The organism is Acinetobacter sp. 1124_18A (genome assembly GCF_052824995.1).
Genome location: NZ_VTDF01000008.1, coordinates 100,407 through 116,316 on the forward strand (window position 1 = coordinate 100,407; position 15,910 = coordinate 116,316).

At 39.5% G+C, this 15,910-nt stretch carries 15 protein-coding genes; 7 read left to right on the plus strand and 8 right to left on the minus strand.

Features of this window, described 5'->3' with window-relative positions; all coding sequences use genetic code 11:
* Positions 1–45: 45 nt before the first annotated feature.
* From FY048_RS15475 to FY048_RS15495, 5 genes are all read right to left on the minus strand, one after another.
* Positions 46–204, minus strand: a complete 159-nt coding sequence (locus tag FY048_RS15475) for a hypothetical protein (RefSeq protein WP_446091723.1) — start codon at positions 202–204, stop codon at positions 46–48.
* A gap of 3 nt (positions 205–207) precedes the next feature.
* Entirely contained in the window at positions 208–1,413 is a 1,206-nt protein-coding gene (locus tag FY048_RS15480; protein ID WP_446091724.1) for an RtcB family protein, read from the minus strand.
* A 265-nt stretch (positions 1,414–1,678) separates the two neighbouring features.
* Entirely contained in the window at positions 1,679–3,139 is a 1,461-nt protein-coding gene (locus tag FY048_RS15485; protein ID WP_446091725.1) for an amino acid permease, read from the minus strand.
* A gap of 21 nt (positions 3,140–3,160) precedes the next feature.
* Entirely contained in the window at positions 3,161–4,174 is a 1,014-nt protein-coding gene (locus FY048_RS15490) for a methyltransferase (RefSeq protein ID WP_446091726.1), read from the minus strand.
* A 63-nt stretch (positions 4,175–4,237) separates the two neighbouring features.
* The gene (locus tag FY048_RS15495) at positions 4,238–5,596 is read right to left on the minus strand and encodes a uracil-xanthine permease family protein (protein WP_016137158.1); all 1,359 of its coding nucleotides are present in this window, start codon (positions 5,594–5,596) and stop codon (positions 4,238–4,240) included.
* A gap of 177 nt (positions 5,597–5,773) precedes the next feature.
* On the opposite strand from FY048_RS15495, the gene typA reads away from it, so the two are divergent.
* The 3 genes from typA to FY048_RS15510 all read left to right on the plus strand — a co-directional run bounded on the left by typA (position 5,774) and on the right by FY048_RS15510 (position 8,793).
* Complete coding sequence (typA, locus tag FY048_RS15500) at positions 5,774–7,609, plus strand: translational GTPase TypA (protein ID WP_003655262.1); 1,836 nt, start codon at positions 5,774–5,776, stop codon at positions 7,607–7,609.
* 256 nt (positions 7,610–7,865) lie between these two features.
* Entirely contained in the window at positions 7,866–8,297 is a 432-nt protein-coding gene (mscL, locus tag FY048_RS15505; RefSeq protein WP_446091727.1) for a large conductance mechanosensitive channel protein MscL, read from the plus strand.
* A 142-nt stretch (positions 8,298–8,439) separates the two neighbouring features.
* Positions 8,440–8,793, plus strand: a complete 354-nt coding sequence (locus FY048_RS15510; RefSeq protein ID WP_446091728.1) for a gamma-glutamylcyclotransferase family protein — start codon at positions 8,440–8,442, stop codon at positions 8,791–8,793.
* A 10-nt stretch (positions 8,794–8,803) separates the two neighbouring features.
* On the opposite strand, the gene FY048_RS15515 is transcribed toward FY048_RS15510, so the two are convergent.
* Entirely contained in the window at positions 8,804–9,094 is a 291-nt protein-coding gene (locus tag FY048_RS15515) for a peptidylprolyl isomerase (protein WP_446091729.1), read from the minus strand.
* A gap of 18 nt (positions 9,095–9,112) precedes the next feature.
* Positions 9,113–9,937 carry a bifunctional DNA-formamidopyrimidine glycosylase/DNA-(apurinic or apyrimidinic site) lyase gene (gene mutM, locus FY048_RS15520; RefSeq protein WP_446091730.1) on the minus strand — a complete coding sequence of 275 codons (825 nt, stop codon included), beginning with the start codon at positions 9,935–9,937 and terminating at the stop codon, positions 9,113–9,115.
* A gap of 76 nt (positions 9,938–10,013) precedes the next feature.
* On the opposite strand from mutM, the gene FY048_RS15525 reads away from it, so the two are divergent.
* The 4 genes from FY048_RS15525 to FY048_RS15540 all read left to right on the plus strand — a co-directional run bounded on the left by FY048_RS15525 (position 10,014) and on the right by FY048_RS15540 (position 14,955).
* On the plus strand, positions 10,014–10,580 hold the full coding sequence (locus tag FY048_RS15525; protein ID WP_446091731.1) for a DNA-3-methyladenine glycosylase: 567 nt from the start codon (positions 10,014–10,016) through the stop codon (positions 10,578–10,580).
* A 134-nt stretch (positions 10,581–10,714) separates the two neighbouring features.
* Complete coding sequence (locus FY048_RS15530; protein WP_446091732.1) at positions 10,715–12,856, plus strand: TonB-dependent receptor family protein; 2,142 nt, start codon at positions 10,715–10,717, stop codon at positions 12,854–12,856.
* Between the two features lie 9 nt (positions 12,857–12,865).
* Positions 12,866–13,975 (plus strand): NADH:flavin oxidoreductase/NADH oxidase, encoded by a 1,110-nt coding sequence (locus tag FY048_RS15535; protein WP_446091733.1) that lies wholly within the window; start codon positions 12,866–12,868, stop codon positions 13,973–13,975.
* Positions 13,976–14,031: 56 nt separating this feature from the next.
* Complete coding sequence (locus FY048_RS15540; protein ID WP_446091734.1) at positions 14,032–14,955, plus strand: AEC family transporter; 924 nt, start codon at positions 14,032–14,034, stop codon at positions 14,953–14,955.
* 31 nt (positions 14,956–14,986) lie between these two features.
* On the opposite strand, the gene FY048_RS15545 is transcribed toward FY048_RS15540, so the two are convergent.
* Positions 14,987–15,811, minus strand: a complete 825-nt coding sequence (locus tag FY048_RS15545; RefSeq protein WP_446091735.1) for a tetratricopeptide repeat protein — start codon at positions 15,809–15,811, stop codon at positions 14,987–14,989.
* Positions 15,812–15,910: the final 99 nt, after the last annotated feature.

Consider the following 15,910-nt stretch of genomic DNA (forward strand, 5'->3'; position numbering starts at 1 on the left):
TTCTATGTCTCCTTAATAATTACTTTCGATCTTGTTCTAAATTATTTACCAATCACCTTTTCTCAATTGCTGTTTAGTATCTTGTCTATCTCTACGATGTTGCGCCCGAGGTTTTTCCGTTTCATGAATCCCACCTTTGTGAAGTAAAGGGGAAAGAGCAACCTGATTACGGACTTTGATTTTTGACATTTCTTTAATTTTCATGTTTTAACCTTTAATACATAAAACTTGTTTAAGAGTGTGAACAACTTCAATGAGGTCAGCCTGATTTGCCATGACTTCATCAATATCTTTATAAGCACTTGGGATTTCATCGATAACACCACTGTCTTTACGACATTCAATCCCTTGGGTTTGTTCAATAAGATCTTGTTGGTTAAAAAGAGTCTTTGCCTTGCTTCTACTCATCTTGCGACCTGCTCCATGAGAACAAGAACAAAATGACTCAGGATTTGCTTTACCTCTGACGATATAAGAGCGTGCTCCCATTGAACCAGGGATAATCCCTAATTCATCTAAGCCTACTCGAATTGCACCTTTTCGGGTAATCAATAAACTTTCACCGAAATGTGTTTCACGGCTTACGTAATTATGATGACAATTAATAGCCTCTTTTGTCATTTGAAAAGAGGGAAGAATTGGACGAATCGCCTCTAAAATTAAACGCATCATTTCTTTGCGATTTTCAAAAGCATATTCTTGAGCCCACTCTACAGCTTCTACATAATCATCAAAACTTTTTGAGCCTTCGGCAAAATAACTTAAGTCTTTATCAGGTACATGACCAAAGCGATGCTGAGCTTCTTTTTTGGCTAACTCAATAAAATAAGTACCAATAACGTTACCCAGTCCTCTGCTACCTGAATGTAGCATTACCCATAAGTCTTGATTTTCATCAATACATAGTTCGATAAAGTGGTTGCCACCACCTAAAGTACCAAGTTGTTTTTGCCATGTGGCATCAAACTGTCGAAGCATTCGAACAAGGCTAGGATGCTTTTTGATAATGGGCTCTAAGCGTTTTTCAAGTGGAATAATGCTAGAAGCTTTTGCTTTAACTTGTTTATGCAAAGCAAATCCGACCGGTACTTTACGTTCGATTGCATCGCGTAAACGACTCAAGTTATCAGGCAGTTGTGAGGCCTTTAGGCTTAAGCGAATTGCATTCATTCCACAGCCAATATCTACACCGACTGCAGCAGGAATAATGGCGTGTTTAGTTGGAATAACACTACCTACAGTTGCGCCTTTTCCTACGTGAACATCTGGCATTACTGCAATATGTGAATAGATAAATTGGAGTTGAGCCATTTTTTTGAGTTGTTCGATACTTTCACTATCTATATCTTGAGTGAAAATTTTAACGGGAACACCGTAAAGTGCTTCCTCGTTTAATATTTTTTGTATGCCCATAATTTTTCTCTTATTTTTGTCCGAGCAGGCATAAAAAAACCTAGCGAATGCTAGGTCTTAAATTTGAGCATTCGGACAAGTGAAGTGAATTTGTACACTTGTCCGTGAGCTGACATCGTGCCAAATTATTTAATCTGTTTTACCTTGTAGTGTTGGCATGATGTCCTCCTTATTTAAAAGCGCCGTTGAAAATCTGAACGGCATTTTACGCCTTTTAAATCAAAGATCAAGTTTTTGATCTTTGATTTATTTGAATTACCAATTTTTAGTCTTGCTCTGGCTTCACATTCATTTGGTCGTAAGGGATCAGTTTAGTTTTGTATTTCCACTTGTAGCCTAACCAAATAATTAAGAATAATGGCAAGCTAATATAGGTTGAAAGTAGACCTAACCAGTCAATTTTCCCGCCTAAAATGGCTTGATAATTTTGTCCTAAAATAATGATTGAACAGAGGATAAATGCAAACCAAGGGGCAAATGGGAAAAATTTGGCGCGATAAGCTAAATCTTCTAATTTATATCCTTGAGCAATATAACCTTTGCGGAAACGATAGTGCGAAATCGCAATGCCCAGCCAAACAATAAAACCGCACATACCTGACATATTAAGTAGCCAGTTAAATACTTGTTTTTCACCAATAAAAGTTGTTAAGAAACAAAAAGCAGCGATAAATGTTGTGGCATATAATGCATTCATTGGAACGCCACGACTATCAAGCTTTCCAAACCACTTTGGCGCACGGTCTTCCTGAGCCATTTTAAACAACATACGAGTTGAAGAGTACATGCCAGAGTTACCTGCTGACAAAATAGCAGTTAGAATCACAGCATTCATTAAACCAGCAGCGAAAGCAAAGCCAACTCTTTCATAGAGCAATGTAAATGGAGAAAGCGCAATATTTTCAGTGGTAGCCGCTTGCAGTAAATTTGGGTCATCATAGGCAATGAGAGTGCCGATAATGAAAATACATAAGATATAAAATAATAAGATTCGCCAGAAAATCTGTTTGATTGCTAGTGGAATCGTTTTCTTTGGATCTTTCGATTCACCAGCAGCAACTCCAACCATTTCTGTTCCTTGGAAAGAGAATCCAGCAATCATTGCTACACCGATCATGGCCTGTAAACCACCCACAAAAGGTGCTTCTTTATAGGTCCAGTTTCCAAAAGCTGCCACACCTGGAGTTAGCATAATCTTAATGATCATGGCTAAGCCAATAATAATAAAAGCAACGATGGCGATGACTTTTACCATTGAGAACCAGAATTCGCTTTCGCCGAATCCTTTTACTGTCATGGCATTGATTGCAAAAATTACGATAAGGAACAGGGCACTCCAGTAGAAGCCTGGAATATCAGGGAACCAGAACTTCATAATAAACTGAACTGCAACAAGTTCGAAGGCAACCGTAATTGCCCAGTTATACCAATAGTTCCAGCCTAAAGCGAAGCCAAAGCCTTCTTCGACATAACGACTGCCATATGTAAAAAAAGCCCCAGAAGTCGGATTGTGGGTTGCAAGCTCACCTAAACTGGTCATTAAGAAGTAAATCATAATGCCAATGAGAGAGTAGGCGAGTAGTGCTCCACCTGGGCCAGCATTTGCAATGGTTGAGCCAGAAGCAAGGAAGAGGCCTGTACCAATGGAACCACCAATGGCGATCATATTCAGATGACGAGCCCCAAGCTTACGCTGGAGTTTTTCAGGAGCATGTGTTTCGCTCATGGAGATTCCTTACATAGTTTGTTATGCACAGGCATATAACACCTTAAAGCCTTGAAGATCAGTTTTAATCTGGCACTGACCAAAGTGCTTCTCAATTAAGATCGGATAGTTTAAAAAACGGTTTGCTACAATCCATAGCTCGCCTGATGCCTTTAAATGTTTTTTAGCGTTCTGGCAGAGTCCTTCACTTGCATCATAGTCGGTATGAATACCTTGATGAAAAGGGGGATTACTGACAATGGCATCGAGTTCTGTTGGAGCGTCTGCAATACCTATTACAGGCTGCAATCTCAACTGGTCTGAACTTATTCCATTTCGACTAAAAGTCATTTCCGTTGACCGTAAAGCGAAAGCATCAATATCTAGGGCATGAATAATATTACTTGAATTTATTTTTGCCAAATAGCAACTGATAATTCCAGCACCACACCCGAAGTCGGCAATTCTACCTGATTTCACCTGATTAAGATAAGGGAGTAAAACAGCAGTTCCGACATCTAGATGATTTTGACTAAAAACACCGGGAAGGGCACAAATCGTAAGCTCTTGTTCATTAACCTGAACAGTATAAGTTTTAAGCCATTTTTCTAGAGGTTTAATTTGTTCTGTTTTCTCAATCTTTAAGTGCCATAACTGACAGTGGCGAGCACTATCAAGTTTTAGTACTTTGCCGAAGCTTTGTAATTGTTTAGCGGCTCTTTCTACACCACCTTTTTTTTCACCGACTAAAAAAACAGATTGATTGGTTTTAAGATGACTCATCAGTACATGCAAAATGTAATTTAAGAGCTCTTTAGATTTTGGAACAAAAATGATTGCTTGGTCGAATTCTTGTGATGGAAACTCAACTGAAAAGTGCACTTTTGTTCCGCTATTGATAAAACCCTTATAGTCAGCATGGTTCCATGTCCAGACTGACGCATCAGTCCCAGCGGGTAATTGACTAACTAAGGCATCATTCGGTGCATTAATTAACAAGATTCTACCTTTCAAATAGTCTTGCTGTCTTAATACCACTTCACTTCTAGGATCCATGTACATCTCTCATGAAGAAGAATGCCCAGTGGGAGCTGGGCAGTAATCAAAATTAAAAGTTAGTTATTTATGCGTTTCAGGAAGCACAACATTTAAAATTAATGCTGCGATACCACCTGTTGCCACACCAGAACTAAAAATATTTTTAAATAATTCTGGAAGGTGCTCTAAAATTTGAGGCACTTGAGCAACACCTAAACCTAATGCAAGTGAGATGGCAATAATTAATAATGCTCGGCGGTCAAGGTGAACTGAAGAAAGAATATTAATGCCTGATGCAGCTACTGCGCCGAACATGACCATAACAGCGCCACCTAATACGGCTTGAGGAACTGCTTGTATAACACCAGCTACTGCAGGGAATAGACCTAATAAAATGAGTAATCCAGCAATCCAGATCCCTACATAGCGGCTAGCAACCCCAGTGAGTTGAATTACACCATTGTTTTGAGCGAAAACAGAACTAGGGAAAGTGTTAAAAAGACCAGCTAGCAAAGAGTTTGCACCATTCACTAATACACCACCTTTAATGCGTTTCATCCATTCAGGACCATTAACAGGTTGGTTGGAAAGCTTACTGGTTGCTGTCACATCACCAATTGCTTCTAAAGAAGTCACCAAATAAATGAATGCCATTGGAATGAATAATCCCCAAGAGAAACTCAAACCAAAGTGCATGGGTGTTGGAATTTGTACGAGTGGCGCGTCTTTAATACCAGAGAAATCTAGATGACCCATAAATCCAGCAAGAATGTAACCACTCACTAAGGCGATTAAAATAGCTGAGCTTTTAATCCAAACCACTCGAATACGATTGAGCACAATAATAATAGCAAGTACCGTACATGACATAATAAGGTTGTCTGCACTTGCAAACGTGTGATCTTGCATGGCTTGATAGCCACCACCCATACTAATCAAGCCTTCTTTAATAAGCGTTAAGCCAATTAATAGAACAACAATACCTGTCACCAAAGGAGTAATGAGTCTTTTCACCCATGGAAGAATTTGTGAAACACCCATTTCAATGAAGGAGCCAGCAATGACTACACCAAATATTGCAGCCATAACTTGGTTTACTGGTGTTCCTGCGGCAACCATTGCACTACCAATACCAATAATCGGGCCAATAAAGTTAAAGCTTGTGCCTTGAACAATAAGAAGACCTGCACCAAACGGACCAACTTTTTTACATTGTAGAAATGTAGCAATACCCGAAATCACCAAAGACATCGATAAAATCATGTTAGTTTCGGTGCGTGAAACGCCTAAAGCTAAGCAAATTAAAAGGCCAGGTGTAACAATTGGTACAATAATCGCAAGCAAATGCTGGAAAGCTGCTAAAAAAGCGATCAAAGGTTTTGGTCGATCATTTAAACCATAAACAAGGTCTAAATGGTCTTGAGAGTGTTGATTGGACATGGGTGTAGGTCCGCCGCAATTTTGCAAATTGGCGCTATTCTAATCGAGATAACTATCTTTACAAAACGAAATACAGGCTATTAGAAATTTTTTTGTCAATGTCAATAAACTGTCACTACTCAAGAGTAGTGTTTTTCTGTATAATTTGCCCTCAAACTTTAGGCGTATCGAATTTACATGTCAGATATTAAAACACTCCGTAACATTGCCATCATTGCGCACGTCGATCATGGTAAAACGACTTTAGTCGACAAACTTTTACAACAATCAGGTGCATTAGGTGATCGCGCGGGTGAAATCGAGCGTGTGATGGATTCAGGTGCAATTGAAAGTGAACGTGGTATTACCATTCTTGCAAAAAACACTGCAATTAAATGGACTGATGCGCGTACAAATACAGAATACCGCATTAACATCGTGGACACCCCAGGACATGCTGACTTCGGTGGTGAAGTTGAACGTGTAATGTCGATGGTTGACTGCGTACTTCTTCTTGTCGATTCTCAAGAAGGTCCAATGCCACAAACTCGTTTTGTGACATCGAAAGCCTTTGCGAGCGGTTTGAAGCCAATCGTGATTATCAACAAAGTAGATAAGCCAAGTGCGCGTCCTGATTGGGTAATTGACCAAGTATTTGATTTGTTTGATAACTTAGGTGGTACTGACGAACAGTTAGACTTCCCAGTTGTTTATGCTTCAGGTCTTCGTGGTGTTGCTGGTCCTTCTCCAGAAGAACTTGCTGACGACATGACTCCATTGTTCCAAACAATTGTAGATATCGTTGAACCACCAGCAGTTGATGTTGATGGTCCATTCCAAATGCAAATCTCTTCACTTGACTATAACAGCTTCGTAGGTGTTATCGGTGTTGGTCGTATTCAGCGTGGTTCAGTTAAATTGAACACACCTGTAACTGTTATCGACAAAGAAGGTAAAACACGTAACGGTCGTATCTTAAAAATCATGGGTTACCATGGTCTAGATCGCGTTGACGTTGAAGAGGCAAATGCTGGTGATATCGTTTGTGTAACAGGTATCGATGCACTTCATATTTCTGACACGATTTGTGATCCGAAAAATGTTGAAGCTTTACCGCCGTTATCTGTAGATGAACCTACTGTTACGATGACTTTCCAAGTAAACAACTCACCGTTTGCGGGTAAAGAAGGTAAATTTGTTACTTCACGTAACATTCGTGAACGTCTTGATCGTGAATTGATTCACAACGTAGCATTACGTGTTGAAGATACTGACAGTCCAGACCGTTTCAAAGTGTCTGGTCGTGGTGAACTTCACCTTTCAGTTCTTATTGAAAACATGCGTCGTGAAGGCTTCGAAATGGGCGTATCACGTCCACAAGTAATTTTGAAAGAAGTTGACGGCGAAAAGCAAGAACCATACGAAAACGTAACATTTGATGTTGAAGAACAGCACCAAGGTTCGGTAATGGAACAAATGGGTTACCGTAAAGGTGAAATGACCAATATGGAAGTTGACGGTAAAGGCCGTATCCGTATTGAAGCAACTGTTCCTTCACGTGGCTTAATTGGTTTCCGTTCTGAATTCTTGACCATGACTTCTGGTACAGGGATCATGACATCAAGCTTCTCGCATTACGGTCCAATGAAACAAGGTACTGTTGCGAAACGTCAAAACGGTGTGTTGATTTCTATGGTTCAAGGCGTTTGTTTGGGCTATGCATTATTCACATTGCAAGACCGTGGTCGTCTATTCGCTAAACCTCAGTTAGAAGTTTACGAAGGTATGATCATTGGTATTAACTCTCGTTCAGATGATATGGTTGTTAACCCAACTAAAGCGAAACAGTTAACAAACGTACGTGCATCTGGTACAGATGAAGCGTTAACGTTGACACCAGCTGTTGAATACACGCTTGAACAAGCACTTGAGTTCATTGAAGATGACGAATTAGTTGAAGTAACACCTAAATCAATTCGTATCCGTAAGCGTTACTTGACTGAAAACGAACGTAAACGTAACCGTGATAAATAATTTTTCTTAACTGAAAAAGAAAAAACCGCTAAATTCATTTAGCGGTTTTTTTAATCGTTATATTTAAAATTAAACTAAGCTTAAAATCATATTTTTCTTATCAGAGAATATGTTGTTAAAGTGTGAGATAGTTTTCTTTTTTTTGATAAAAATATTAAATTATCAATATCATGGCGAGTACTATCTAAATCGATATGACGCCAATGAAAAAGAAAAATATGACGTGTTTCGACCCCCGACATCTGGAGATGTTTAGATGAGTATTATTCAAGAATTTAAAGAATTTGCCATTAAAGGCAATATGATGGATTTAGCCATTGGTGTGATTATTGGTGGTGCTTTTGGCAAAATCGTAGACTCTTTGGTAAAAGATATTATCATGCCAATTATCAGTGTGATTACTGGTGGTGGTGTTGATTTTTCACAGAAATTCATTGTTCTAGGATCAAATCCTGCCAACCTGCAATCTTTAGATGCTTTGCAAAAAGCAGGTATCAATGTTTTAACTTATGGTAATTTCCTCACCATTTTAATTAACTTCCTGATTTTGGCTTGGGTCGTTTTCTTAATGGTGAAATTATTAAATAGACTTCGCCGTGATAAGAATGAGCCAGAAGCTCCGGCTGCAACTCCTGAAGATGTTCAATTATTGCGTGAAATTCGTGATGAGTTGAAAAAGCAAGCTTAACAATATTCTGAATTAATAAAAAACGGTACTCAAGGTGCCGTTTTTTATGACTAAGCATTTTTATGTTGGGCTAAAGATATTGATAAAATTAGAAAGCTATCGATAAGCTCAGCTATGCATATTGTAAAAGGGGTATAAATAAATGAATCAGCTTTTTGTATATGGAACTTTATGTCCAAATAAAGCAAATGCTCATATTTTAGAGCAGATTGGCGGTCAATGGACAAAAGCCAGTGTGCGAGGCGTGATTCACATTTTAGATTGGGGGCCAGACAAAGGCCTAAAAGCACTAGAGCTAGATTTGCAAGCAGATTGGATAGAGGGTTATCTGTTTAGCACAGAAAAGCTGGCTGAAAACTGGCAGATGCTTGATGATTTTGAAGGTTTTCAATACCAGCGTGTCATCGCAGATGTGAAGCTTGAGTCAGGAGAAATGGTTAAGGCTTGGACATATCAACTGAATGTGCAGGCTCAAGCTTCTGAAAACCATCATTAAAATAATAGAATCAACGTAAACTGTCCATTCTGAATTTAACTTCTAAAAGATGATAGCCAAACTGGCTTTTGATTGGACCTTGTAACACACGTTCAGCAGCGGTAAATACCACTTTATCAATCACTGGAACCAGTTGCCCTTTTTTGACTTCGCCTAGTTCTCCACCGCGTTTTGCTGAATTACAAGTTGAATATTGCTTGGCAATTTTGGCAAAGTCTGCGCCACTTTGTAGCTTCTTTTTTAACTGTTCTGCCAAGTCTTTATCTTTGACTAGAATATGTCGAACGATAGCTGTTTGCATTGTAACTTCCTCTGAAAACTAGAGCTTATTGGGCTTTTTGAGGGGTTGGCATTCTGGGCAAAATACACTAGCACGTTGACCAAGTTTTAAATTTTCTAAAGGGGTTTCACAGTTAACGCACATTTCTCCAGCACGACCATAAGCGAGAAGTGTCTGCTGAAAATAACCATTTTCTCCCATGGCATTGCTGTAGTCTCGTAAAGTCGAACCACCTAAATCAATCGCCGATTTTAAAATTCGTTTAATCTCGATAACCAGTTTCTCGATCTGCTGAAAACTTAAGTCTCCAGCTGGCTGAGCAGGATGAACTCCGACATTAAACAAACTTTCAGTTGCATAGATATTGCCAACACCCACCACAACATGATTATCCATAATTGCAATTTTTGTGCCGACAGATTTATTTTTAAGTTTTGAAGCTAAATATTCTGCATTAAAGTCGTTACTTAAAGGCTCCGGCCCTAAAGTATCAATTAATTTTCCTTGTGTTTCAGAATTTAACCAGAGAATGCAGCCAAAGCGACGCGGGTCATGATAGCGTAACTCATGTTCTTCAAAGCGAATGATGAAGTGGTCATGTTTTCTCAGCTCATCATTTGGTTGACACAAGCGGAAGCTTCCTGACATGCCTAAATGCCAGAGCATTTGATCTTGTTCAAACTCTGCCAAGATATATTTAGAACGACGGTTTAACCCAATAAGACGTTGCCCAACAAGTTTTTGAACATCATCGGGTATTGCCCAGCGTAAGCTTGGGTTACGTACTTCAACACTTAGAACTTTTTGATTTAATAGAGGAAATAAACTGGTTTTGGTTGTTTCGACTTCGGGTAACTCAGGCATCGCCAACTCGCAGAATTAACAGATATACTGGATTAATCAAGTATAACGTGTGGTATGTAATATTTCAGAGATTACTATGTCAGATATTTTACCATTAAGCTGGTTTCAACGTGAAACCTCAGAAGTGGCTTATGATTTAATTGGATGTGTGTTGTGTAAGCGACAACCTGATGGACAAGTCATTCGTTGTACGATTACCGAAACTGAAGCTTATTTGGGTATTCGAGATAAAGCTTGCCATAGCTACAATGATAAACGTACTGCTCGAACAGATGTAATGTATGGCTCTGGCGGTACGATTTATGTCTACTTAATTTATGGCATGTATGAAATGCTCAATCTCATTACTCAGACAGAAGGCATCCCTGAAGGGGTAATGATTCGTTCTGCATTTTTAAATGGTGCTTCAACCAAAAAAGAATATAAGCTTCTAGCTGGACCAGGCAAATTAACACGCTATTTGGGTATTGATCGAACTTTAAAAGGCCAGACTTTAGGGGAAGAAACGGGACTGTGGATTGAAGCGGCATCAACTCAGCCTGAAGTAGTGTTGACGCCACGAATTGGAATTGATTATGCCGAAGAAGCAAAAGATTGGCCTGAACGATATTGCTGGAAAGACCATCCATCTTTGAGTCGATAATTCTAATCTGGAAATCAATTTTTAGATATCGATGAATAGTGTTCTAGATTTACAACAATGCAGATCGAATTCAATATCCAGACAAGACACCGCTTTTTGTTATCATAACTACAATATAAATAAAGGAAATAAGCATGTCCTTATTACGCTTAGACCGACTTCACTACTGTATTTTAATGAGTATGGGCTGCATTTCTAGTCCATTTGTTTGGGCAGATGACTCAGCTCAAAACATTGCGGTATTGCCAACATTACATGTGGAAGCAACCCGTACCGATACAACCTACTTGCAAACACCAGCTTCTGTTTTTCGAATAGATGCACCTCAAGTTGATACTTCTTCACAAGTAAATTTAACCGAGGTTGTGAAAGGTATACCGAGTTTACAGATTCGTAATCGTGAAAATTATGCTCAAGATTTACAGCTTTCCATGCGTGGTTTTGGTGCACGCTCTACTTTTGGTGTTCGAGGCATTCGTCTATATGTAGATGGTATTCCTGCAACAATGCCAGATGGACAAGGTCAAACATCTAATATTGATTTAAGTAGTCTGGACCATGTTGAAGTTCTAACCGGACCTTTTTCATCGCTATATGGAAACTCATCGGGCGGTACAATTTTAACGTCTACTAAAGAAGGTCAAGGGAAAGACTCAATCGAGCTGAGCTATTCGGGAGGCAGCCACGATAAAAGCCGAGCCGGGTTAGTGTTACAAGGTGGGGCAAAAGGTGCGACTGAACCAAGTTATGTTATCAGCTCATCATACTTCGACACTGATGGTTACCGAGAGCATAGCGGTGCAGAAAAAGTATTAAATAATGCAAAGCTCAGTTGGAACCTTGACGATGGTAGCAAAATCAACTGGATAACCAACTATGTCAAAATTCATGCAGATGATCCAATGGGGTTAGAGCGTGAGGATTGGCAAGCAAACCCAAAACAAATCGCTCCTTATGTAAAAAATATGGGATTTAACGCGCGCAAAGATATTGAACAAACTCAAACAGGTGTGACTTGGTTTAAACCAATCAATGATCACCATGAGCTTTATGCCATGGCATATTTAGGCAACCGCAAAGTCACTCAATATCAGGCAATTCCTAATGGAGTTACCTCTCAGAAGCTACCTACTCATGCCGGTGCTGTGATTGATTTCGAGCGTAACTATTATGGTGCTGATTTCCGTTGGACAGGTAAAGAATTATTACCGAATACTACATTTAGTGTAGGTATTGCTTTAGACAATATGGATGAAGATCGTCAAGGCTATAATAATTTTGTAATGGTAAATGGTAAAGAATCTTATGGTGTTAAAGGTAATTTACGCCGTGATGAAGACAATACTTTGTGGAATATCGACCCCTATTTACAAGCTTCATGGCAGTTCTTACCAACGTGGCGTTTAGATACGGGCGTACGCTATAGCAATGTCCATTACAAATCTAAAGATAACTATTTAAGTAATGGCGACGATAGTGGTAAGACTGACTACAATAAAGTTTTACCTTCTGCTGCTTTAAGCTGGCAAATTTTACCTGAACTGATGGCCTATGTGAGTTATGCCAAAGGTTTTGAAACACCAACCTTTACTGAAATGGCTTATCAAACAGATATATTAAAGTCAGGTTTTAACTTTGATTTAAAACCATCTACAAGTGATACCTATGAAACAGGCTTAAAGTCACAAAACCGTTTAGGTAATTTTACTTTGGCAGTTTTTCAAACAAAAACCAAAGATGACATTGTAGCAGCCGAAACCGTAGGGGGAAGAGCGACCTTCCGTAATGCAGATAAAACTTTACGTGAAGGCGTAGAGTTTGCATGGAATAAAAAGTTGTGGCGAGATTTAACTGCGACTGCTAGCTATACATATTTAGATGCAACCTTTGATTCTACCGTACCCGCTGCTGGGAAAATTTCTGAGATCCCAGAAGGTAATGCCATTCCTGGAATTGCTAAAAACCAAGCTTATGCCTCTTTAGCTTGGCAGCCATCGCACGGTCTATATGGCGGTGTAGATGTACAGTATATGGATAAAGTATACGTGAATGATACCAACAGTGACGCAGCGCCAAGCTACAGTGTAACCTCAGCTAATGTGGGTTATGCATGGGTAATGGGCGACTGGAAAGTGAATAGCTTTGCCCGCGTTGATAACCTATTTGATAAGAACTATGCAGGTTCAGTGATCGTAAATGATGGTAATGGACGCTACTTTGAACCAGCGGATGGACGTAACTGGAGTGCAGGTTTACGTGTAATTAAGCAATTCTAGGAATTAAAAATGGCAAAATTATTTGAAACGGTTAACTTTGGTTCACTACAACTGGTCAATAGAATTGTAATTGCTCCAATGTGCCAATATTCGGCAACAGATGAGGGTGAAATTACCTATTGGCATGAACAGCAATGGGCAAATTATGCGTTGTCTGGTGCAGGACTTTGTATTGTAGAAGCAACTACTGTACAAGCCGAAGGGCGTATTAGTTATGCTGACCTTGGGCTCTGGAATGATCAGCAACGTGACCAAATCAAAGCGTTGTTAGCTAAGGTTCACACACTTTCACCGATGCCATTTGGAATTCAGTTAGCACATGCAGGGCGTAAAGCGTCTACTGAAAAGCCATGGTTAGGCAAAGGTCAAATTGCAAAAGATCAGCCTCATGGTTGGCAAACGGTTGCACCAAGTGAAAGTACTTTTTCTGTTCATGATGCAGCGCCACATGCTTTGACCATTGCTGAGATTAAACAAGTTCAACAAGATTTTGCAGCAGCTGCAAAACGTGCTGTAGAAGCTGGGTTTGAGTTGATTGAAGTTCATGCTGCACATGGTTACCTACTACATCAATTCTTATCACCAATTGCCAATCAGCGTACTGATGAATATGGCGGTTCTTTAGAAAACCGTATGCGTATGACTCTTGAGGTTCTTCAGGCAATTAAATTGGCTGTACCTGAAGGTTATCCAGTTGGCGTTAGACTGTCTGCGACTGATTGGTTAGAGAGTATCGAGCATTGGGATGTTGAATCTACAGTGGGTTTATCAAAAGCTTTAGAGCAGTTGGGCGCAGCCTATGTGCATGTGTCTAGTGGTGGCTTACACGAGCATCAATCTATTACGATTGGAGCAGGTTACCAAGTTCCATTTGCTGAACAAGTCAAAAAGCATGTGTCCATTCCAGTCATTGCTGTAGGGTTAATTACTGAGCCAGAACACGCCGAACAAATTTTGGAAAACCAGCAAGCTGATGCTATTGGTCTTGCTCGTGCGATGTTATATGACCCAAGATGGCCTTGGCATGCAGCAGCGGCTTTAGGTGCAGAAGTTAAAATTGCGCCTCAGTATTTGCGTTGTCAGCCCCATGGATTGAAACAGCTTTTTAACTCGTTTTAATTGTATTGGGCAAAGTCATCTTTGCCCATTTTTCTTTCGCTAAGTGAGGAAGGTCAGTGGTTTTTCAGGTTATTTTACCTATCTTGATATTGCTATTGATGGGCTATGTTTGTGTCCTCATCAAATTGGTAACACCTGAACAGATCAGGGCTCTTAGCGCATTCGTAATTAAAATTTCCTTACCAGCTTTTTTAATTCATTCTTTGGCAAATAAAAACTTACAAGACATTTGGCACCCCGCTTATTTTCTTGCTTATGGTGGTGGGTCTTTAATTTTATTTTTCTTGGCTTTTATTCTTTATCGAAAATATTTTAAAAATAGTTTAACTCATAGCGCCGTGATTTCGATGGGCGCATCTATGTCCAATACTGGATTTATGGGAACAGCTATTTTAACCATGCTGATAGGTAATCATGCTGCGATTTATATTTCTTTGACACTCATCATTGAGAATTTATTGATTGTGGCGCTGATGCTCATTCTGGCCGAAGCTGGGTTACATCAACAGCAGAAACTATTACCGCTTTTAAAACAGACTTTTTTAAACTTACTCAAGAATCCTGTCATTATTGCGATTTTGGTTGGGATGGGATGTATTCTTCTCGATGTTAATCTTCCTACGACTCTTGATCAGTCTCTAGAGTTACTTGGACGCACAGCTTCGCCTTTGGCTTTGTTTGCCATTGGGGGGAGTTTAGTCGGTATTGGAATCACAACAGTAAATACAGAAAGTATTTTGTTGGCGATATTTAAAGTTATTCTCATGCCATCTGTTATTTTTGCTCTCTTTTTGATAACTCCTGATGTAAGTCGTGAAATGCTTTACGCAGGAACATTAATTGCTGCTTTACCAATGCCTATTGCTTTCGGAATTTTTGGGCAAGCTTACGGTTTAAATGAAAAAGCATTAACACCGCTTATGATTAGTACAGTTGTTGGTTTTATTGGCGTTAGCGGGCTTATTGCTTTGTGGTGGTAAAAGAAAAGCCCCGTAAGGGGCTAATCATTGACTATTTCTTTGGTGCTGGCTGTGCGGGAGCATTAGCAGCCTGTTTACTTTTTTCTGCAATAATCTTATCAACCGAGGCTAAAGACTCTTTAGCATTCGGAACATTTTGATTGGCAAGTTCAGTAAAGATCTTTTTGGCCTCAGGTAAATTTTGCGGAATGATATTGCCATTCGCCATCATGGTTGCTAAAGCCATAGACGCAGGAGCGTAACCTTTTTGTGCGATTGACTGTAAAGCTTCGATACCTTGGCGTTTCATTAACGGATTTTTATTTTCCACACCTTGGCTAATATCATAAAGTGCTTTCACCTGAGTAGCAGGATAGTTACCCTTTCTGATTAAAGGCGCTAACTTTTGAAGGGCAATTTGATGTGACTGCGGTTTTTTCTGAGCAAATAAAATTGTCGCAATTTTCACGGTTGCATCATCGGAACCTTGAGCCGATGCTTTTTGAATATATTGACTGAATTTGTTGCTGTCTTTGGCAACACCTAATTCACCAGTCTCATAAATTTGTGCAAGTGTGTAACTCGCTTGGGCATAACCCTTATTTGAAGCATCTTCATAATATTTGAGCGCTTTAGAAGAGTCTTTTGCTGTTCCTTGGCCCGTTTGGGTCATATAACCTAAGTTATAGATCGCTTGGGCATTGCCTGTTTGGGCTAAGCGCTGCATTTCCTGAAAGGCAGCAGGGTAATTTTTTGCTGCATAAAGTTGTTCGGCTTGTTTAAACGCATCTGTTTTAGTAGCAGCTGAGGTGTTATCTGCTGCAAAAATTGATGCACTTGAAAGGGTGATTAGGCTTGCGATTAGTAATTTCTTCATTTCTTTTTAACCTTTTACTTCGTAGCTACATCATTCCGTTGATGCATTAAAATAGTTTCAATTTCTCATCATAAATATTGATAGCTGAAAGTAAACAGC